Source organism: Streptomyces sp. NPDC055962, assembly GCF_042270185.1.
Lineage (GTDB): Bacteria > Actinomycetota > Actinomycetes > Streptomycetales > Streptomycetaceae > Streptomyces.
Map to the genome: position 1 here is coordinate 445,426 of NZ_JBHJYN010000005.1, position 18,557 is coordinate 463,982.

Annotated in this window: 18 protein-coding genes, 1 pseudogene and 1 riboswitch; of the genes and pseudogenes, 13 read left to right on the forward strand and 6 right to left on the reverse strand. The window is 71.2% G+C overall.

What is annotated here, in order from left to right; translation table 11 throughout:
• Positions 1–9 precede the first annotated feature (9 nt).
• Positions 10–1,239, reverse strand: a complete 1,230-nt coding sequence (locus ACFC51_RS18175; RefSeq protein ID WP_376377566.1) for an MFS transporter — start codon at positions 1,237–1,239, stop codon at positions 10–12.
• Between the two features lie 140 nt (positions 1,240–1,379).
• On the opposite strand from ACFC51_RS18175, the gene ACFC51_RS18180 reads away from it, so the two are divergent.
• Positions 1,380–2,579 (forward strand): ROK family transcriptional regulator, encoded by a 1,200-nt coding sequence (locus ACFC51_RS18180; protein ID WP_376377568.1) that lies wholly within the window; start codon positions 1,380–1,382, stop codon positions 2,577–2,579.
• A 233-nt stretch (positions 2,580–2,812) separates the two neighbouring features.
• Here ACFC51_RS18180 and ACFC51_RS18185 read toward each other — a convergent pair.
• The 4 genes and pseudogenes from ACFC51_RS18185 to ACFC51_RS18200 all read right to left on the reverse strand — a co-directional run.
• Positions 2,813–3,565 (reverse strand): annotated as a pseudogene (locus tag ACFC51_RS18185) (3'-5' exonuclease); the annotation flags it as partial.
• A 508-nt stretch (positions 3,566–4,073) separates the two neighbouring features.
• Positions 4,074–4,403 carry a hypothetical protein gene (locus ACFC51_RS18190; protein ID WP_376529558.1) on the reverse strand — a complete coding sequence of 110 codons (330 nt, stop codon included), beginning with the start codon at positions 4,401–4,403 and terminating at the stop codon, positions 4,074–4,076.
• Entirely contained in the window at positions 4,396–4,731 is a 336-nt protein-coding gene (locus tag ACFC51_RS18195) for a hypothetical protein (protein ID WP_376529560.1), read from the reverse strand. Before ACFC51_RS18195 ends, ACFC51_RS18190 begins: the two co-directional genes overlap by 8 nt.
• 169 nt (positions 4,732–4,900) lie before the next feature.
• Positions 4,901–5,743 (reverse strand): MarR family transcriptional regulator, encoded by an 843-nt coding sequence (locus ACFC51_RS18200; protein WP_376529563.1) that lies wholly within the window; start codon positions 5,741–5,743, stop codon positions 4,901–4,903.
• Positions 5,744–6,182: 439 nt separating this feature from the next.
• Between ACFC51_RS18200 and ACFC51_RS18205 the strand changes: the two genes are divergently transcribed.
• Both ACFC51_RS18205 and ACFC51_RS18210 read left to right on the forward strand, forming a co-directional pair.
• Complete coding sequence (locus tag ACFC51_RS18205; protein WP_376529565.1) at positions 6,183–6,311, forward strand: hypothetical protein; 129 nt, start codon at positions 6,183–6,185, stop codon at positions 6,309–6,311.
• A gap of 315 nt (positions 6,312–6,626) precedes the next feature.
• A complete protein-coding gene (locus ACFC51_RS18210) occupies positions 6,627–6,974 on the forward strand; it encodes a hypothetical protein (RefSeq protein ID WP_376529568.1) in 348 nt (115 codons plus the stop codon).
• Positions 6,975–7,135: 161 nt separating this feature from the next.
• On the opposite strand, the gene ACFC51_RS18215 is transcribed toward ACFC51_RS18210, so the two are convergent.
• Positions 7,136–9,478, reverse strand: a complete 2,343-nt coding sequence (locus ACFC51_RS18215) for a chitinase C-terminal domain-containing protein (RefSeq protein ID WP_376529571.1) — start codon at positions 9,476–9,478, stop codon at positions 7,136–7,138.
• A gap of 263 nt (positions 9,479–9,741) precedes the next feature.
• Positions 9,742–9,872, forward strand: a riboswitch (FMN riboswitch).
• Between the two features lie 160 nt (positions 9,873–10,032).
• Here ACFC51_RS18215 and ribD point away from each other — a divergent pair.
• From ribD to ACFC51_RS18265, 10 genes are all read left to right on the forward strand, one after another.
• On the forward strand, positions 10,033–11,133 hold the full coding sequence (ribD, locus tag ACFC51_RS18220) for a bifunctional diaminohydroxyphosphoribosylaminopyrimidine deaminase/5-amino-6-(5-phosphoribosylamino)uracil reductase RibD (protein ID WP_376529573.1): 1,101 nt from the start codon (positions 10,033–10,035) through the stop codon (positions 11,131–11,133).
• Positions 11,134–11,754, forward strand: a complete 621-nt coding sequence (locus ACFC51_RS18225) for a riboflavin synthase (protein WP_376529575.1) — start codon at positions 11,134–11,136, stop codon at positions 11,752–11,754.
• Positions 11,751–12,395 (forward strand): nicotinamide riboside transporter PnuC, encoded by a 645-nt coding sequence (locus ACFC51_RS18230; protein ID WP_376380604.1) that lies wholly within the window; start codon positions 11,751–11,753, stop codon positions 12,393–12,395. Before ACFC51_RS18225 ends, ACFC51_RS18230 begins: the two co-directional genes overlap by 4 nt.
• A complete protein-coding gene (locus ACFC51_RS18235) occupies positions 12,392–13,678 on the forward strand; it encodes a bifunctional 3,4-dihydroxy-2-butanone-4-phosphate synthase/GTP cyclohydrolase II (protein WP_376380601.1) in 1,287 nt (428 codons plus the stop codon). The genes ACFC51_RS18230 and ACFC51_RS18235 overlap by 4 nt, the downstream gene beginning before the upstream one ends.
• Before the next feature lie 27 nt (positions 13,679–13,705).
• On the forward strand, positions 13,706–14,191 hold the full coding sequence (gene ribH / locus ACFC51_RS18240; protein ID WP_033304266.1) for a 6,7-dimethyl-8-ribityllumazine synthase: 486 nt from the start codon (positions 13,706–13,708) through the stop codon (positions 14,189–14,191).
• A gap of 35 nt (positions 14,192–14,226) precedes the next feature.
• The gene (locus ACFC51_RS18245; RefSeq protein WP_014157415.1) at positions 14,227–14,499 is read left to right on the forward strand and encodes a phosphoribosyl-ATP diphosphatase; all 273 of its coding nucleotides are present in this window, start codon (positions 14,227–14,229) and stop codon (positions 14,497–14,499) included.
• Between the two features lie 53 nt (positions 14,500–14,552).
• The gene (gene hisG / locus ACFC51_RS18250; RefSeq protein WP_376380597.1) at positions 14,553–15,401 is read left to right on the forward strand and encodes an ATP phosphoribosyltransferase; all 849 of its coding nucleotides are present in this window, start codon (positions 14,553–14,555) and stop codon (positions 15,399–15,401) included.
• Positions 15,402–15,440: 39 nt separating this feature from the next.
• Complete coding sequence (locus ACFC51_RS18255; RefSeq protein ID WP_376380594.1) at positions 15,441–15,914, forward strand: PH domain-containing protein; 474 nt, start codon at positions 15,441–15,443, stop codon at positions 15,912–15,914.
• A gap of 188 nt (positions 15,915–16,102) precedes the next feature.
• Positions 16,103–17,470: a hemolysin family protein gene (locus ACFC51_RS18260; protein WP_376380591.1), complete on the forward strand. Its 1,368-nt coding sequence runs from the start codon at positions 16,103–16,105 to the stop codon at positions 17,468–17,470.
• Positions 17,467–18,552, forward strand: coding sequence for a hemolysin family protein (locus ACFC51_RS18265; protein WP_376380588.1), 1,086 nt, complete (start codon positions 17,467–17,469; stop codon positions 18,550–18,552). The genes ACFC51_RS18260 and ACFC51_RS18265 overlap by 4 nt, the downstream gene beginning before the upstream one ends.
• The last annotated feature ends 5 nt before the right edge of the window (positions 18,553–18,557 follow it).

Here is an 18,557-nt window from a genome sequence, read left to right on the forward strand (position 1 = left end):
GGCCCCCGGTCAGCCGCCGGCCGGGCTCCTGGTCGGTGCCGGCTGCGCGACGCCGCCCTCCGCGACCGTGCGGTCGCCCGCCCGCAGCACCCCGGCACCCAGGACCAGCCCGAAGGACAGCACCGTCACCACGCCGAAGGAGGCGAGCAGCGAGGTCGCCTCGGCCAGCGAGCCGATCGCGGACGGGGCGATGAGCCCCGAGGTGTAGGTGATGGTGGCGACGCCGGCGATGGCCCGGCTCGGGTTCGTGCCACTGCGCCCGGCGGCCGCGAAGGCCAGCGGTACGACGACCGCCACGCCGAGGCCGAGCATCCCGAAGCCGCAGAGCGCCAGGGCCGGGCCGGGGGCCAGGACCACGAGCAGTCCGCCCGCGGTGGCCAGGACGCCGCCGACGCGTACGGTCCGCACCGCGCCGAAACGGTCGACGACCTTGTCGCCGGCGATCCGGGCGATGGCCATCATCAGGGCGAAAGCCGTGGTCGACGCGGCCGCGAGCCCCGCCGAACTGCCCATGATGTCCCGGAGGTAGACCGCGGACCAGTCCATGCTGGCCCCTTCGGCGAACACCGCGCAGAAGCCCACCGCTCCGATGACCAGCGCGGACTTCGGCGGCAGGGTGAAGCGCGGCGGCGGCTCCTCGTCGGGCTCGCTCCGCAGGTCCAGGACGCCCTGGCAGGCGGCCAGGCCGAGCGCCGTCAGCACCAGCGCGGCCAGGGTGTGGTGCAGCCGGGCATCGGCCCCGATGTGCGCCGCGACCGTGCCGGCCGCCGAACCGATCAGGGCGCCCACGCTCCACATGCCGTGCAGCCCGGACATGATCGACCGGTCCAGACGGTTCTCCACCTCGACGCCGAGCGCGTTCATCGCCACGTCCGACATCCCCGCCGACGCCCCGTACACGAACAGCGCGGCGCAGAGGGTGAGCAGGTTCGGGGCCAGGGCCGGGAGGATCAGGGCCAGGGTCCAGAGCGCCAGCAGCCCCCGCAGCGCGGTCCGGGCGCCGAACCGGTGGCTGACGCGTCCCGCCAGCGGCATGGCCAGGGAGGCGCCGATGGCGGGGAAGGCTAGGGCGAGGCCGAGCTGGCCCGCGCTCACCGAGGCGTGGTCCTGGATCCACGGGACCCGGGTCGCGAAGCTGCCGGTCACCGCCCCGTGCACGGTGAAGACCGCGGCGACCGCATATCTCGCCCGCCTGACCTGCTCCGTGCCGAAGACCGGGACCGCTGAGTCCTGTGTCATGTGCCGTGCCCTCCCCTGGAAGCCCTGATCCGCCGTGTCCCGGCGGACGTCGCGCGGTGCGGGGCGTAAACTATCAGGAACCCTGCCTGATAAATAACCCCCATGGCGGCGGACCGTCAGTGATCTGGAAGGATCCCGGCATGCCCGCATCCCCGAGCACCGCCCGGGCCATCAACGACCGGCTCGCCCTGCGACTGCTCCAGCAGGACGGCCCGCTGACGGCCACTCAGCTGAAGACCCTGACCGGTCTGTCCCGTCCCACGGTCGCCGACCTGGTCGACCGCCTCCAGGACGCCGGCCTGGTCCGGGTGGTCGGGGAGAGCGGCGCGGACCGCAGGGGCCCCAATGCCCGGCTGTACGGGATCGTCGCCGACCGCGCGCACCTGGCCGCCCTCGACGTACGGACGGACAGCGTCGCCGTGGTCGTCGCGGATCTGCTCGGGGTCACCCTCGCCGAGGCGACCCTGCCGATCGGCAGCGACACGGATACGCGGCCCGCCGTCGAGAAGGCCGTCGCGATGCTGGAGCGCACCGCCCGGACCGCCGGAACGGCCCCTCTGCACAGCGTCGGCATCGGCGCCCCCGGACTGGTCGACCCGGTCACCGGGGAGCTCAGGAACACCGCCGGGCTCCCCGCCTGGCACGGGGGGCTGGTCAGGGAGCTCCAGCAGCGGCTGTCCGCCACCGTCCTCGTCGAGAACGAGACCAATCTCGCCGCCGTCGCCGAACACCGCATCGGGGCCGCCCAGGACCGTGACACCTTCGTACTGCTCTGGCTCGGTCACGGCATCGGCGCCGCCGTCATGCTCGACGGAAAGATCCGCCACGGCGCCTCGGGAGGCGCGGGGGAGATCGGCTTCCTCCCCGTGCCCGGCACTCCGGGGGTCCCCTCGGCGGTCAACTGCGACGGCGGTTTTCACTCCCTGGTGGGGTCGGCCGCCGTGTGCGAGCTGGCCGAGGAGCACGGCATCCGCTCCTGGGGGCCCACGGCCGACGGAGGCCATGAACAGGACCCGGCCGCCGCGTTCGCCGTCCGGGCCGCGCTGCGCGCCGACGACGCCGAGGGTGAGGCATTCCTGGCTGCCCTCGCCGACCGCCTGGCGCTCGGGGCCGCCGCCGTCGTCTCCGTGCTCGACCCCGGCTGCCTCGTCCTGGCCGGCGAGGTCGGCCGCGCCGGCGGCGACGCGCTCGCCGCCCGGGTGGAGGAGCGCCTGGCCCGGATGTCACCCCTGCGCACGGAGGTCAGGGCGGGGACGCTGGGCGGTGGGGCGGTCCTGCGCGGTGCGCTGTTCGCCGCCCGGGAATCGGCGCAGGAAGAGCTGTTCGCGCCGAGGGGGTGAGGCGCCTCCGGGGCGTATCCAGCCAGGTGGCGTGAGCGTTCCGCCCGATGACCGAGGTGCGATCGCCCACCGGGCGGCGGTGATCAGGCTCGAGGGGCAGGTCAACGCGAAAGGTCTCACAACCGGACGCGGCCGGTCGCGCAGGGCCTGCCGTACGTGGTTGAGGACGGCTTCTCGGATGAGACCGGAGCAAGTGTCGGGGGCCGCGTCCGATTCGGGCCCGGGACCGCTTCTCAGCCCCGATCAGAGAGGGCTTGGCGGTTCACGGCACCCGTTTCCACCAGGAACTCACTCGGGTCGCCCGACCACGACACGTCCAGCCCGTCCCGGGCCCGGGTGCACGCGACGAAGAGCAGACAGCGCTCCGCCAGGAGGTCCGCGTCGTACTGGAGCCGATCCACCTCCGCCGCGGTGACCGCTTTCGGGAACGGCAGGGCTCCCTCACTCACCCCGATGACCGCGACGCACCGGAACTCCAACCCTTTGAAAGCGTGCATCGTGCCGATCTGCACGGTGCCCGGGTCGGGCGGCGCGTTGCCCCGGAGTCGCACGGCAGGGACGCCAGCCACCCTGAGGCGGTCCACCGCCCTGTCGCAGGTCTTGTTGAACCGGGCGCTGACACCGATTTCGCCCGGCGCGATGCCGCTTCCGAGCCATCCGCACACCCTCGTGACCAGGGCGTCCATTTCGGCGTCCTCCGAACCCCCGCCGAACGTCTCGGGTCCGCTGCCGTGGAGGGCGGAACGGTAGCCGAGCAGGGTTTCGTTGCGTGCGTCATCCGCCAGTTGTTCGAAGGGGCGGCCGACAAGAAGCGCGGTGGAGCAGCTGAGGATCTCGTGGTTGGAGCGGTAGTTCTTGCGCATCTTCGTGGACCGGCCGGTCCCCTTCACGCCGACCGTCCTCAGAGAGACCTTCGTGTCGTAGATGCGCTGGTGAGGGTCGCCCGCGATGAACAGATCGTCCGGGCGGGCCGGAGCCGCAGCCCTCGTCGATGCCGAGCGCAGCCATGTCGCCGTCCGACACCTTCGCGAACGCTCCTCCAGGAGCTCGTACCGTCCGGCGATCGGCTGTTCCGGCACCCTGCCCCCGTGTGTGCGTGTACTGAGGGCCGACGTGTGTTGGCGCGTGGACCCGGCGTGGTGGGGCCAAGTCTCTCCGTGCGGCGATCTCCAGTCCAGCGAAGCCGCGGGAGTGAGTGAGGGGGCGTCTTTTTCCGGTCACCGGAAGTGGAGCGCGCCTCGTTGCGCGTAGCTTGGCCGGAACGTTGAGTATCCCGGTCATCGCGGATACGGCACCGGCAATTGGCTGACCACGGAATGTGAGTTCGGTGTCAGCTGTTCTTCAAGCCTGTGAATGAGCATGCAAGGTCGAATGGGTAGCGCTGTGACCGGTCACACCCGGTCCCGTATGGGCGGTGATTGCAACCCCGCCGACGGGACGGTCCCCCCGCCCTCCGGGAGGGAGAGGCCTTCGACGCCCGTGCCGACGGGGCGTTCAGTGCTGCGGTGCCGAATTCAGGACGTCGCGCTTGGCCAACGTCTCTGCTCCGGTTCCCGTGAGCGTGACCTTGCCGGAGTGAACGGTGTCCAGTTGCTCGACCTGCCTGCCGTACCACTCAATAGCGGTCAGCGAGCACTCTGGTGTGGCCGTGCCCGGAGAGGCTGAGGAACCCGGGTGCTGGAACACCATTCCCAGCCGTGCCGTCCCCTCAACACAGCGGACGACGCAAATGGCTACGGCGTCCGCCGCGCCGGGAACGGCCGGTGTCACGGACTCGATGGATTCGATGCTCATGGCTGCCTTTTCCGGCACGTTGTCAAGCACGTCGGTGTGCCTCCTCTACGAAGTGCGCGATCTGCTCGGGGGTGAGCACGGTTGCCGCGTTCCCGAGCGAGGCGAGGACCGCGGAGATCTGCTTGCGGTCGGCGGCCGGCACGATGCCGAAGTCGATCAGATCGGGCTTGAGCTCCGTCGGGACCTCGCCACAGACGACTGCCACACCGGGGAGCACCTCCGCGATGACTGTCGACGTGGGTGACGAATCGAGACCCGGGCCCAGTGCCGGACCGTCCGTCCCGGGTGAGTCGGCGTAATCGCCCTTGCCGTCCTCTTCAGGCTCGGGTATCTCCGTCGAGTCCAGAGGGCCCTGCATGCGATCTCCTCCTGCGGGGACGCCCAACGACCAGACGTCGTCGGCGTTCACGGCGGATTCTATGGCCCCATGCCCTACGGTTCGGCGCGAATGCCCCGAGTTGATCGCAGAAGGTCAAGCCAGGCGGGTCAACTCGCAGAGCTGTCCGGCCAGCGTCTGGACGTCGCGTTCAGAGGGTGGAGCGGCGGACGCATCCTGCGGGGTGGTGCGGCAGGGACGTCAGAGGTCGTCGGGGAGTGCCTCGGGCGAGCCGGGGCGCCCGCATTCGGTGCACTCGGCGAGGACGCGGCGCTTCGGGGCGACGGGTCGTGGCAGGTGCCGGGCTGCTCGCCGTGAGCGGCGGAAGCTTGTCGGTGAGGCGGCGGCGTACGAGGCCGACGGGTGAGCCGACCTGGGCGGGGAGGCCCGCCGTGAGAGCGTGGGTGAGGTAGTCGGCATCCACCCCGCGTGCGAACCAGCCGGCGGCCAGCGGCTCCAGGGGCGCGACAGTCCGCCGCTGAGAGCGCCAGGCGCGTTTCCAGGCGGCCGAGTTGGACCAGGGCGAGGTACGCCGGGGAGCCGTCGGCCGCCGGTGCCGCGGAGGTGCGCTGTGCGGGCACGGCGGGCGGCACGGGCGTGGAGGCAGGCGGCGCCGTGGGTCGGGCGTGGTGGCGGGGGCGACGGTCGCCCGCACAGGTGAAGCTGTGTGCCCGGGCGCCGAGGGAACGGGCGTCGCCTCCGGGGTGGAGTGACTGGACTCGGCGGCCAGGAACGCGCCCCACCACTCGTTGTCGCGGGCCGTACGGGACCAGTAGGCACTGGAGACCCAGCGGACCTGGTCCCCCTCGCCGGCCAGGCAGCGTACGCGCCGCAGATGCCCCGCCACTCCGAGGGCCTTCAACGCGCTGGAGACGGCCATCTGGCCGTACAGCGGGAGGCTCTTGGCGAGCGACTTGATGTCCATGGCCGCGCCGTCGGGGAGCCGGTCGACGTATCCGGCGACCAGCGTGACTTCGCCACCCGCCTCGCGCACCGTGTCGCCGAGGCCGTCAAGGTGGACCTGGACGGCAAGCTCGTACCGTTCACCAAGCTCGTCAACGCCAGCAAGCGCCAGGTCGGCAAGAGCGACCCCGAGGTCATCACGCTCTCCGCTCTGCGGGCCCTCGTCCTCCTGGATGGTCTCCGCGTAACGGGCTGTCCCGTTCCGCGGAGACCATCCAGGAGGACGAGCTGCCCGCCGGTACCGACGCCACTCAGGTCGAGGGACACGTCGTACTACTGCTCGCCCGGCTCATTGCCGAGCACAGCTCCCACTTCGTCTCGCGCAGCGCCCTCACCGCACCCGCCGTGCCGGCATCGCCGTCCACCACACGACGCCCTGGGCGGACCCGGCGAACGCGCTGAGCACGGACGCGCTGCAGCGGCTCCTCGCCGACATCCAGTGGGAGCGGGAGGCGCGCTACTGGGACGGCGTGGCCGCGAAGGCCGGGGCCACCGGCCGGCTCAACTTCAGTGGCGGCGTGAAGGATTCCGGCGGCCGTGTCGCCGACGCGGTGCTCTACCCGGGTGAGGAGGCGGGACGGCGCATCCGGGGGCAGTGAATGGCATCGCCGCAACCACCGACGCCCGATCGCGACGATCAGGAGCCCGCAGGCTGAATTTCCGACAACCCGCAGCAGCCCGGCACACCCCGTCCCGTCAGCGCCTCCACCTTCGGCGCGTACCCGACGCGGCCCGCCCCGCCGCCACACGGTCCGTACCCGGGCGGGTTCACGCACCCGCCCGCGCAGCCGTCGCAGGGAAGGAAGTGGCTCACCCACGGAGCCGTCGGTCTCGTCGCTCTGTTCCTCGGCGTCGGGATCGGCATCTCGGACGACCAGGCCCAGGCCACGGACTCCTCAGGCCCCGCCCCGAAGGTGACTGTCACCAAGACCGTCACCAAGGAGGTCGAGGTGCCGGCGCCGAAGGTCACCGTGACGAAGGCTGCGACCGTCACGGCTCCGCCGCCCAAGCCCAAGGGTCCGCCGACCACGGTCGAAGGGGACGGCGAGTACCTGGTGGGGGAGGACATGAAGGCGGGGACTTGCAAGACCGCGGGATCCGATGGGGGCTTCGGGTGCTACTGGGAGCGGGCGAGCAACGCCAGCGGCGAGTTCGACGCGATCATCGCCAACGGCAACCTGGACGGAAGCGGCCGGGGCACCGTCGACAAGGGCGAGGTCTTCACGTCCACCCGTTGCCAGGAGTGGAAGCGCGTCGGCTGAGCGGCGCCGAGACGGTGGCCGCAGCAGGGTGGGCGCCGGTCCTGCGCCGAAGTCCAGGTGGGACGCCCCGTCCGGCCGGGGCGCCCGCCCCGGCACGTGCGAGCCCCGCGGTGACCGGCGTCCTGCCGGTCACCGCGGGGCGGTTGTGGTGCGGGAGCGGATCAGCAGGCCCCGAGGTCCTGCCAGACGCCCCACTCACCGGTGGTGCCGGGGGTCTCGCCCTTGGTCCACCACCGGGCCTTCCAGGTGTGCGAGGCGTGGCTCACCGTCGTGCCGCCCCCGTACTCCGCCGTGGCGCTCCACGCCGTCGCGGAGCAGCTGCCGCCGCCCGGCCCCGAGGTCGGGGTAGGCGTCGGGGTGGGGGTCGGGGTCGGTGTGCTCCCCGTCCCCGGCTGGACCACGGTGGTGCCGCGGGCCAGGTCGCCGGCGAGGGCGTACGTGGATCCGCCGAAGGTCACGGTCCAGTTGGACGGGGTCGACGTCGGGAGGTAGTAGACGAAGTCCAGCTGTACGGAGGCTCCCGGGGCCAGGGTCTGCCAGGAGGGCAGCTTCAGCGAGACGCGGTTGTAGTCGCCCTTCAGTCCGCCCACGTTGTTCGCCGCGGTGTGGTCGCTGCGCACGATCTTCGTGCCGAAGCCGGACTGGTCCTTGGCGTTGGCGGGCGCGGAGGTGGAGTAGTCGAACTGGAACTCCGTGCCGCCCGGCAGGGTCGCCGTCGTGTTGTTGGTGATCTTCAGCTTCGGGCTGATCGGGTAGTTCGAGTCACCCAGCGGGAACTGGTCGAACGACACGTCGATGTCGAGGGCCTGGGAGGGGAGGGCGACGGTGGACCTCTTGGCGCCGTACGGCGAGGCCGACTTGAAGGTGTCGTAGAGCGACGAGGTCAGCGTGGACCCCGGCTCGTACTGGCCCTTGGCGGCGTTCCAGGCGTAGTCGCCCGCGAGCTCCCAGATCATCGTGCCGCCGATGCCCTTGTCGACGACGTAGTCGGCCTTGGCGGCCACCGACTGCTCGTCCTCGGTGGAGAGGAACACCTTCTTCTGGGCGTTCCACAGCCAGGGGGCGACGAGCGTGGAGTCGTAGTTGCGGACGTAGGTGCCGGTCAGCTTGGTCGACGCGGGGATTCCGAACTGCGTGACGTAGTCGCCGACCACGCCCTTCTCCAGGTTCTTCGCGTGCCACATCGGGTTGGAGCCTGCCGGGGACTCCTTGCCGTTGGTGTCCAGGTCGTGCCAGAGGTTGTCGATGCCGACCGCGCCGTCACCGCACTTGGTCAGACCCGCGCCCGCCGGGCAGTCCGTCGTCGCGGCCTTGCCCCACAGGCCGTTCGTGCCGCCCTGCACGTTCTTGAAGCCGCGGGTGTAGTACGGCAGCCCGATGTTGATCCGGCCGGCCGGCATGGACCCGCGGAAGTAGTGGTACGCCCAGTCCGTGTTGAGATAGCCGACGCCCCCGTACTGGGAGGTCGAGTAGACACCGGCCTGCGCCAGTTCGGCGTCCTTGCCGTCGTCGAAGAGCGAGGCGTTGGGGCCGACGTACTCGTTCCAGGCGCCGTGCAGGTCGTAGGACATGATGTTGACGTAGTCCAGGTACTTCTGGACCTGGAAGGTCTCCATCCCGCGCAGCAGGTAGCCGGAGGAGGGAGCCGCGACCGTCAGCAGGTAGTGCGTGCCGTCGGCGGCCGACGCGCGGTCGAGCTTCTCGCGCAGGGTCTTCATCAGGGCGGCGTAGCTCTTGACGAGACCGGCGCGGCGGGCGTTCGCCAGGGTGTGGTCCAGCGGGTTGCCCGCGTCCTTCATCGTCGTCGGGTACTCGTAGTCGATGTCGACGCCGTTGAAGCCGTACTTCTTGATGAAGGCGACGGTGGAGTCCGCGAAGGTGTTGATGCCGGCCTGGTTCACCGAGCCGTCGGCGTTCGTGGTCATCGAGTAGAAGCCGCCGGAGTCCACCCGGGCGCCCTTGTCGTCGAAGTAGCCGCCGGTCTCGGCCCAGCCGCCCACGGAGACCAGGGTCTTCACGGCAGGGTGCTGCTTCTTGAACTTGTTGAGCAGGTTGAAGTGGCCCTTGTAGGGGAGGGCGGGGTCCATCTCCGCCCCCGCCACGCCCGGCCAGGTCATCCCGGTGGACGCGTTCTCGGGGCCGTCCGTGCCCACGGAGATCTTGTTGGCGCCGTCGACGTGCGCGAAGGCGTAGTTCAGGTGGGTGACCTTGTCCCAGGGGATGTCCGAGGCGAGGTAGGCGGGCTTTCCGTCCTTGCCGGTACGCCAGTTCGTGAAGTACCCGATGACGCGCCGCTGGTGGTCGGCGCCCATCTTCTCGCGGCCTTCGGTGTCGTAGACGGAGCAGTAGGGCACGGCGACGCCCGGGGTCTCGTAGAGACCGTCGGGCCGGCAGGACTCCTGGTCGGCTGCGGCCGACGGGGACGCGGTGAGAGAGCCCAGCAGCAGGGCGCCGGCGGCGCCGGCGGCCATCAGGGCGGCTCTCGCGCGGGTGGGGGACAGCATGTGTTGTTCCTCCTGGGGAGGTCGGCAGAACACAACTGGCGAAAAGGGGTTGGTTGCGCGGTGCCCGGGTGTGCGCACACCCGGACGGCGTTCCTCGGAGGTGACGCAGAGATTAAGAGGACTAGACCATTGAGTCAATAGGTATGGACCATTCAGGAGAGGCGCTGTCCGGGGGGGGTCTCTCCTCGGTTTGTGAGGCGTCCCACAGACATCACCCGTTCGGCCCGGTCCCGGCCGTGGCACAATGAGTCCTGTACCAGCAGCAGCGCACTCCGGGGTCGGTGTAATTCCGAACCGGCGGTTATAGTCCGCGACCCGTCCGCATCCAGCGGCCGGTTGACCAGGTGAGATTCCTGGACCGACGGTGAAAGTCCGGATGGGAGGCAGTGCGCGGCGGGCCGTCACAGGTACGCCGCCGTAGGCGGATGCGTTCCGGGGTGTCCCGGGACGGTCACATCCGTCTTCCGGTTCCCGGCGTTCCCCTGTTGCGTTCCGCTCTCTCTGTCGTCATCGACAGGCCCCGGAGTCCGTGCCCGAAGAGGCAGGAGGACCCGGTGGCAACCGCAGCGACACGAACCGCCATGCGGCGTGCGATCGCGCTCGCGGCGCGCGGACTCGGCGCCACCAGTCCCAACCCCGTCGTCGGCTGCGTCATTCTCGACGCCGCCGGCGAACAGGCCGGCGAGGGCTTCCACCAGCGCGCCGGCGGGCCCCACGCCGAGATCCACGCCCTGCGCGAGGCCGGCGGACGTGCCCGGGGCGGCACCGCCCTCGTCACCCTCGAACCCTGCAACCACACCGGACGCACCGGTCCCTGCGCCCAGGCCCTCATCGAGGCCGGGGTCAGCCGGGTCCTGTACGCGGTGGCCGACCCGAACCCGCAGGCCACGGGCGGTGCGGACACGCTCCGTGCCGCCGGTGTCCAGGTGGAGCAGGGCCTCCTCGCCGACGAGGCGGAGGCCGGCAACACCGCGTGGCTCACCTCCGTCCGCCTCGGCCGCCCGTACGTCCTGTGGAAGTACGCCGCCACCCTCGACGGCCGGATCGCCGCTGCCGACGCCACCAGCCGCTGGATCACCTCCCCGGAGGCCCGCGCCGACGTCCACCGGCTGCGCGCCGAGGCCGACGCCGTCGTGGTCGGCTCCGGCACCGCCCGCGCCGACGACCCCCAGCTGGGCGCGCGCGGCATCGGGGGCGCCACGCAGCCGCTGCGGGTGGTCGTCGACACCGGCGCCACCGCCGTACGGCCCGGATCCCGGGTCCTCGACGCGACGGCGCCCACCCTGGTCGCGGTGGCCGGCGACGCCGATACCGGCCACCTCCCCGCGGAGGCGGTCCTGCGCCTGCCGCGCGCCGCGACCGGTCCCGGCCTGGACGTCCAGGCGCTGCTCGCCGCCCTCCACGAGCGCGGCATCCGCTCCGTACTCCTCGAAGGAGGGCCGGTCCTGGCCGGCTCCTTCGTCGCCGCGGGAGCGGTCGACACCGTCGTCGGCTATCTCGCTCCGGTCCTCCTCGGCGCGGGCCCCGCGGCCCTCGCCGACGCCGGAATCTCCACCATCTCCCAGGCGTTGCGCCTCGATGTGACCGAGACCGTCCGCATCGGCCCCGATCTGCGCATCACCGCCGTCCCTGTTCCTGCTCGGAAGGGAAACTGAGTGTTCACCGGAATCGTCGAAGAACTGGGTGAGGTCACGGCCGTCGAGAAGCTCGACGACGCCTCCCGCTTCCGACTGCGCGGCCCCGTGGTGACCGAGGGCGCCAAACACGGCGACTCCATCGCCGTCAACGGCGTCTGCCTCACCGTCGTGGACCTCGGGGAGGACGAGTTCACCGCCGACGTCATGGCCGAGACGCTGGACCGCTCCAGCCTGGGCGCGCTCGTGGCCGGCTCCCGCGTCAACCTGGAACGCCCCATGGCGCTCGGCGGCCGCCTCGGCGGTCACATCGTCCAGGGTCACGTGGACGGCACCGGTCACATCGTCGAGCGCAAGGTCTCCGAGAACTGGGAGCTCGTCACGGTCTCCCTTCCCGCCGGCCTGACCCGCTACGTCGTGGAGAAGGGCTCGATCACCGTCGACGGGGTGAGTCTGACCGTCGTCGACGCCGGGCCCGACTTCTTCACGATCAGCCTCATCCCCACGACCCTCGCGCTGACCACGCTCGGCCTCAAGGAGCCCGGCGACCCGGTCAACCTCGAGGTGGACGTCCTCGCCAAGTACGTCGAACGGCTGCTCGCCCACGGCACCGTGCCGGCGTCCGGGGAGCCGGTCGCATGAACGCCCTGGACTGGCTGAACTCGGAGGCGTTCACCGCCTTCGGGCAGCACATCATCTGGTCGGACATGATCGGCAACACGATCGGCCTGATCGCCCTCGCCCTCGGCTGGCTCCGCTCGGTGTGGACCTGGCCCGCCCAGCTCCTGTCCGGCGTGGTCCTCGTCGCCGCCAACGTCTCCGTGCAGCAGGCGGGCAGCGTCGGCAAGCAGCTGATCGTCATCGCCGTCGCCGTCTGGGGCTGGCAGCAGTGGACCCGCGGCCGGCAGCAGGCGCAGGACGGCACCCTCGCCGTGCGCTTCGCCACCTGGCGCGAGCGCGGGTACCTGGTGGGCGGCGCCGCCCTCGGCACGCTCGCCGTCGGCGGGCTGTTCACGGCCTTCCCGTCGCTCTCCTGGAGCCCCTGGGCCGACGCCTACATCTTCGCCGGCACCCTCGTCGCGATGATCGCCCAGGCGCGCGGCATGGTCGAGTTCTGGTTCGCCTGGCTGCTCGTCGACCTCGTCGGCGTACCGCTCAACTTCCACAGCGGACTCGCCTTCTCCGGTCTCATCTACGTCGTCTACGGGGCCCTCGTCCTGTGGGGCATGCGCGACTGGTGGCTGCGTACGCGGACACCCGCTCTGGAAGGAGCCACGGCATGACTGCCCAGCCCACCTGGTTGCACGACCGGACCCTCGAAGACCTCTCGCTCGACCCCGTCGAGCAGGCGATCCGCGACATCGCCGCCGGGCGGCCCGTCGTGGTCGTCGACGACGAGGACCGGGAGAACGAGGGCGACCTCGTCATCGCCGCCGAGAAGGCGACCCCCGAGATCATCGCCTTCATGATGAGCGAGTGCCGCGGCCTGATCTGCGCGCCCATGGAGAACGACGAGCTGGAACGCCTCGACCTCCCGCAGATGGTCACGCACAACACCGAGTCCATGCAGACCGCCTTCACGGTCTCCGTGGACGCCTCCGCGGAGCACGGCGTGACCACCGGGATCTCCGCGGCCGACCGGGCCGCCACGCTCCGGCTGCTCGCGGGCGGCACGGCGGGCCCCGGCGACTTCGTGCGCCCCGGCCACGTCTTCCCGCTCCGCGCCCGGACCGGCGGTGTCCTCGTCCGCAACGGCCACACCGAGGCGGCCGTCGACCTGGCCAGGCTCGCCGGACTGCGCCCCGCGGGCGCCATCGTCGAGATCGCCGGCGAGGACGGGGTGATGCTGCGGCTGCCCGAACTCGTCCCGTTCGCCCGCAAGCACGGCCTCACGATCATCTCCATCGAGGACCTGATCGCCTACCGCCGCAGCTCCGAGCCCACGGTGCGGCGCGAGGCCGAGGTCCGGCTGCCCACCACCTTCGGCGCGTTCACCGCGTACGGCTACCGCTCCACCGTCGACGGCGTCGAGCACGTGGCGCTCGTCCACGGCGACATCGGTGACGGCCAGGACGTCCTCGTCCGGGTCCACTCCGAATGCCTGACCGGCGACATCTTCCAGTCGCAGCGCTGCGACTGCGGTCCGCAGCTGCACGCCTCGATGGAGCGTGTCACGGCCGAGGGCCGCGGGGTCGTCGTCTACCTGCGCGGCCACGAGGGCCGCGGCATCGGACTGCTGTCCAAGCTGCGCGCGTACGAACTCCAGGAGCGCGGCTCCGACACCCTCGACGCCAACCTCGAACTCGGCCTCCCGGCCGACGCCAGGGACTACGCTGCGGGCGCCCGGATCCTGAGCGACCTCGGGGTGCGCACCCTGCGGCTGATGACCAACAACCCCGACAAGACGGCCGCGCTCGTACGCCACGGGCTCGAGGTCACCGGGCGCGAGCCCATGCCCGTGCAGGCCGGCGAGCACAACCTCCGGTACCTGCGCACCAAGCGCGACCGGATGGGCCACGACCTGCCCTGGCTGGACGCCACGGCGTCCGCCTGCGGCAACCAGTAAGCACCGAACACCACACACAGGAGAGACATGAGCGGCAAGGGCGCACCCGAACTGTCCGTACGCAACTGCGGGGACCTGCGGGTGGCGGTGATCGCGGCCCAGTGGCACGAGCAGGTCATGGACGGGCTCGTCGACGGGGCCCTGCGCGCCCTGCGCGACCTCGGCATCGACGAGCCGACGCTGCTCAGGGTCCCCGGCAGCTTCGAACTCCCGGTGGTGGCCAAGGTGCTCGCCGGCCGCGGCTACGACGCGATCGTGGCCCTCGGAGTGATCATCCGCGGCGGCACCCCCCACTTCGAATACGTGTCCCAGGGTGTGACCAACGGCCTCACCCAGGTCACGGTCGACACCGGGGTTCCCGTGGGCTTCGGCGTACTCACGTGCGACAACGAGGAGCAGGCGCTGGACCGCGCCGGACTCGAGGGCTCCAACGAGGACAAGGGGCACGAAGCGGTCACCGCGGCCGTGGCCACCGCGGCCACACTGCGCACCGTCAGCGAACCCTGGCGCTGAGCAGCGGTCCGGGACCCCGTATTCTAAGGACCATCATGGCGAACAAAACCTTCGAAGAGCTCTTCGCCGAGCTCCAGCTCAAGGCCGCCGACGGCGACCCCTCCACCTCCCGCACCGCCGAGCTGGTGGGCAAGGGCGTGCATGCCATCGGCAAGAAGGTCGTCGAGGAGGCCGCCGAGGTCTGGATGGCCGCCGAATACGAGGGCAAGGAAGCCGCCGCCGAGGAGATCTCGCAGCTGCTCTACCACGTCCAGGTGATGATGGTCGCCCGCGGGATCTCCCTCGACGACGTCTACGCCCACCTCTGAGCCACGCACCGCACGTTCCCGCACATCCCTCCGCACAAAGGAAACCCGACTTCATGCTGCGCATCGCCGTCCCCAACAAGGGTTCACTCTCCGGGCCTGCGATGGCGATGCTCCATGAGGCCGGCTACCAGCAGCGCAAGGAGTCCAAGGAACTCGTCCTGGTCGACCCGACGAACGAGGTGGAGTTCTTCTACCTGAGGCCGCGGGACATCGCGATCTACGTCAGCTCGGGCCGCCTCGACATCGGCATCACCGGCCGCGACCTGCTGCTGGACTCGGGTGCCGACGCCGAGGAGATCCTCCAGCTCGGTTTCGCGCGCTCGACCTTCCGCTACGCCACGAAGCCCGGCACGGCCGACGGCCCGCAGGACTTCGACGGGATGACCATCGCCACGTCGTACGAGGGCATCGTCGCGGCCCACCTCGCCGAGGCCGGCGTGAAGGCGTCCGTCGTCCACCTCGACGGCGCGGTCGAGACCGCCATCGAGCTCGGTGTCGCCCAGATCATCGCCGACGTCGTCGAGACGGGCACCAGCCTGCGCAACGCCGGGCTCGAGGTCATCGGCGAGCCGATCATGACCTCCGAAGCCGTCGTGATCCGCCGCAAGGGCGCCGACGCCGAGGACGCCAAGGTGCAGCAGTTCCTGCGCCGCCTCCAGGGCGTCCTGGTCGCCCGCACCTACGTGATGATGGACTACGACTGCCGCGTCGAGCACCTGGAGCGCGCGGTCGCCCTCACCCCGGGCCTGGAGTCGCCGACCATCTCCCCCCTGCACCACGAGGGCTGGGTCGCCGTACGCTCCATGGTCGCCTCCAAGGAGGCCCAGCGGATCATGGACGACCTGTACGAGCTGGGTGCGCGCGCGATCCTCACCACGGCCATCCACGCCTGCCGCCTCTGACCGCAGGACCACAGCACACCCGAGGACGTCACCGCCGCCATGCCCGAGCCCGGCCCGACCGAACTCCCCGCTCTCCCGGCCACCTTCAGGCCCACCCTCACCCGAGTGGTCCTGCTGGCCGTGGGGGCGGCGATGTTCGTCGTCATCACGGCGGTCGCACTGGTCCTGGAGAACCTCGGACCGGGGGAGCGGGCCAGCTTCGTCTTCGTGGCCCTGCTCTTCTTCGGCGTCCTCGCCCTGCTGAGCAGGCCCCGGATCACCGCCGACGAGACGGGGATCACGGTCGTCAACATCACCCGCACCCGGCGGCTCGCGTGGGCGGAGATCCTCCGCGTCAATCTGCGGGCCGGTGACCCGTGGGTCTTCCTCGACCTCAGCGACGGCACCAGCCTGCCCGCGCTCGGCATCCAGCCCGGAATCGCCAGGAAGCAGGCGATCCGGGACGCCCGCGCGCTCCGCGCCCTCACCGACCTCCACGGCAGCGGAGTGAACGACGCCACGGAGAACGGCTGAGCCCCCTGCCCCGTTCGGCCGGATCCCGATTATTCTGGGACCGGCGGCGCACCGGGTGCGCCCCGCCCCGCACCAGAAGGCCCCCGGGCCCCGCGGGGCCTCTTCCTGCGACCCAAGGAGTGACTCCCTCCAGCAATGGACGGATCGTCCGGTAGTACCTGCGCCGCCCTCTCCCCGGAGGCGGCGGCATGACCACCCCCCTGTTGCTGCTCCTCGCGGCATTCCTCCTCATCCTCGCCAACGGGTTCTTCGTGGCAGCCGAATTCGGGCTCGTCACGGTGGAACGGCCGGACGCCGAACGTGCGGCCGCCGACGGCGACCGCCGGGCCCGTACCGTCGTCGCGGCCCTGCGCGAACTCTCCTTCCAGCTCTCCGGCACCCAGCTCGGCATCACCATCACCTCGCTGGTCGTGGGCATGCTCGCCGAACCGGCGCTCGCCCAGCTGATCGCCGGACCTCTCACCGCCACCGGGCTGCCCGACGGGGCCGTGCCCGGAGTGAGCGTCGTGACCGGCATGCTGCTCGCCTCCGCCGTGCAGATGGTGGTCGGCGAGCTCGTACCGAAGAACTGGGCGGTCTCCCGGCCCCTCCAGGTCGCACGGTTCGTCGCCGGGCCCCAGCACCGCTTCTCCACCCTCCTGCGACCGGTGATCACCGCCCTGAACACCGTCGCCAACCGGCTCGTGCGGCTGCTGGGTGTCGAACCGGCCGACGAGCTCGCCTCCGCGAGGACCCCAGGTGAGCTGGTCTCCCTGGCCCGGCACTCCGCGGAGGCCGGGACCCTGGAGCAGGACACCGCCGATCTCTTCGTGCGGACCCTGTCCCTCGCCGGTCTCACCGCGCAGCACGTCATGACCCCGCGGGTGAAGGTCAGCGCGCTGCAGGCGTCGGCGACGGCGGCCGACGTCCTCAACCTGACCCGCGCCACCGGCCTGTCGCGCTTTCCCGTCTACCGGGACCGCATCGACGAGGTCGTGGGCATGGTCCACCTGAAGAACGCCCTGGGCGTCCCCTCCGAGGACCGGCGGCGCACCCCGGTGAGCCGTATCGCCGTACCGCCGCTCCTGGTGCCGGAGACCCTGCCCGTGGAACAGCTGCTCCAGCGGCTGCGCAGCGAGCAGCCGATCGCCGTGGTGGTCGACGAGTACGGCGGCACCGCCGGCGTCGTCACCCTCGAGGACATCATCGAGGAGCTCGTCGGAGAGGTCAGGGACGAGCACGACGCGGAGGGCGCCGACCGCCCCGAGCTGACCCCCGTCGTCGCCGACGACGGACGGTCCGGCTGGGACGTGGAGGGCAGTACCCGGGTGCTCACCCTGCACCGTATAGGCCTCGACGTGCCCGAGGGCCCGTACGAGACCGTGGCCGGGCTGGTCGCCGACCTGCTCGGGCGCATTCCCGCACCCGGTGACCGCGCCGAGCTGCCCGGCTGGCGGATCTCCGTCCGCCAGGTCGGCCACTACCGCGCCGAACAGGTCCGCTTCGTCCGCCTGGCGGACCTCCCGGCCTCCCCGGCGGAACCCCTCACCCAGGAGCTGCTGGAGGCCGTGCGATGAGCCTCGTACAGCTGGCCCTCGCCGGTCTCCTCGTGCTGGCGAACGGCTTCTTCGTCGGCGCCGAGTTCGCGCTCGTCTCCGTACGGCGCAGCCAGGTCGAACCCCTCGCGGCGGGCGGGTCGAGCCGCGCCAGGCAGGTCCTGTACGGCCTGGAGAACCTGCCGCAGATGATGGCGGCGGCACAGTTCGGCATCACCATCTGCTCCCTCACCCTCGGCGCCGTCGCCGAACCGACCGTCGCGCACCTCCTGGAGCCGGTCTTCCACGCGGCCCATGTGCCCGAGGGGTTCGTCCACCCGCTCGGCTTCGCCGTGGCTCTCGTCTCCGTGGTCTTCCTCCACCTCGTCATCGGCGAGATGGTCCCGAAGAACCTGGCGATGGCCGCCCCGGAGAGGACCGCGCTATGGCTCAGCCCCGGCCTGGTCGGCTTCGCCCGGCTCTGCCGGCCGGTCACCTCGGCGCTCGGGGCCTGTGCCGCTTTCGTGCTGCGGCTCTTCAAGGTCGAGCCGAAGGACGAGGTGGAGGCCGTCTTCACCAGTGAGCAGCTCAACCGGCTGGTGGAGGACGCGGGCCTGGCGGGCCTGCTGGAACCGGAGGCGCAGGAGCGCCTCGGCGACGCCCTGGAGCTGGGCAGCAGGCCCGTCACCGACGTGCTGCTGGACAGGGCGTCCCTGGTGACGGTGGACCCCTCCGTCACCCCCCGCCGTGTCGAGGAGCTGACCGTACGGACCGGCTTCTCACGCTTCCCGGTCTGTGCGGAGGGCGGCGGTGCCTTCATGGGCTATCTGCACGTCAAGGACGTCCTGGAGCTGGAGGACGGCGAGCGGGCCGTTCCCCAGCAGGTCTGGCGCCCCATGGCGACGGTGCGGGCGGAGCTTCCTCTGGACGACGCGCTGACGGTCATGCGCCGCGCGGCCACGCACCTCGCCCAGGTCGCAGACGCCTCGGGCAGGGTGCTCGGCCTGGTCGCCATGGAGGACGTCCTGGAGATGCTCGTGGGCGAGGTCCGGGACCCGGCCCACCGCGTGTCGGTGCCCCGCCGCACGGTGGAGGTGCCGAAGGCCATGGCCCCTCTGGGCTGACACCC

Bases quoted from the DNA above. Each gene is read 5' to 3' on its own strand.
- ACFC51_RS18175 (WP_376377566.1), bottom strand. From the start codon at position 1,239: ATGACACAGGACTCAGCGGTCCCGGTCTTCGGCACGGAGCAGGTCAGG.
- ACFC51_RS18180 (WP_376377568.1), top strand. From the start codon at position 1,380: ATGCCCGCATCCCCGAGCACCGCCCGGGCCATCAACGACCGGCTCGCC.
- ACFC51_RS18195 (WP_376529560.1), bottom strand. From the start codon at position 4,731: ATGCAGGGCCCTCTGGACTCGACGGAGATACCCGAGCCTGAAGAGGAC.
- ACFC51_RS18215 (WP_376529571.1), bottom strand. From the start codon at position 9,478: ATGCTGTCCCCCACCCGCGCGAGAGCCGCCCTGATGGCCGCCGGCGCC.
- ACFC51_RS18230 (WP_376380604.1), top strand. From the start codon at position 11,751: ATGAACGCCCTGGACTGGCTGAACTCGGAGGCGTTCACCGCCTTCGGG.
- ACFC51_RS18235 (WP_376380601.1), top strand. From the start codon at position 12,392: ATGACTGCCCAGCCCACCTGGTTGCACGACCGGACCCTCGAAGACCTC.
- ribH (WP_033304266.1), top strand. From the start codon at position 13,706: ATGAGCGGCAAGGGCGCACCCGAACTGTCCGTACGCAACTGCGGGGAC.
- ACFC51_RS18245 (WP_014157415.1), top strand. From the start codon at position 14,227: ATGGCGAACAAAACCTTCGAAGAGCTCTTCGCCGAGCTCCAGCTCAAG.
- hisG (WP_376380597.1), top strand. From the start codon at position 14,553: ATGCTGCGCATCGCCGTCCCCAACAAGGGTTCACTCTCCGGGCCTGCG.
- ACFC51_RS18255 (WP_376380594.1), top strand. From the start codon at position 15,441: ATGCCCGAGCCCGGCCCGACCGAACTCCCCGCTCTCCCGGCCACCTTC.
- ACFC51_RS18260 (WP_376380591.1), top strand. From the start codon at position 16,103: ATGACCACCCCCCTGTTGCTGCTCCTCGCGGCATTCCTCCTCATCCTC.
- ACFC51_RS18265 (WP_376380588.1), top strand. From the start codon at position 17,467: ATGAGCCTCGTACAGCTGGCCCTCGCCGGTCTCCTCGTGCTGGCGAAC.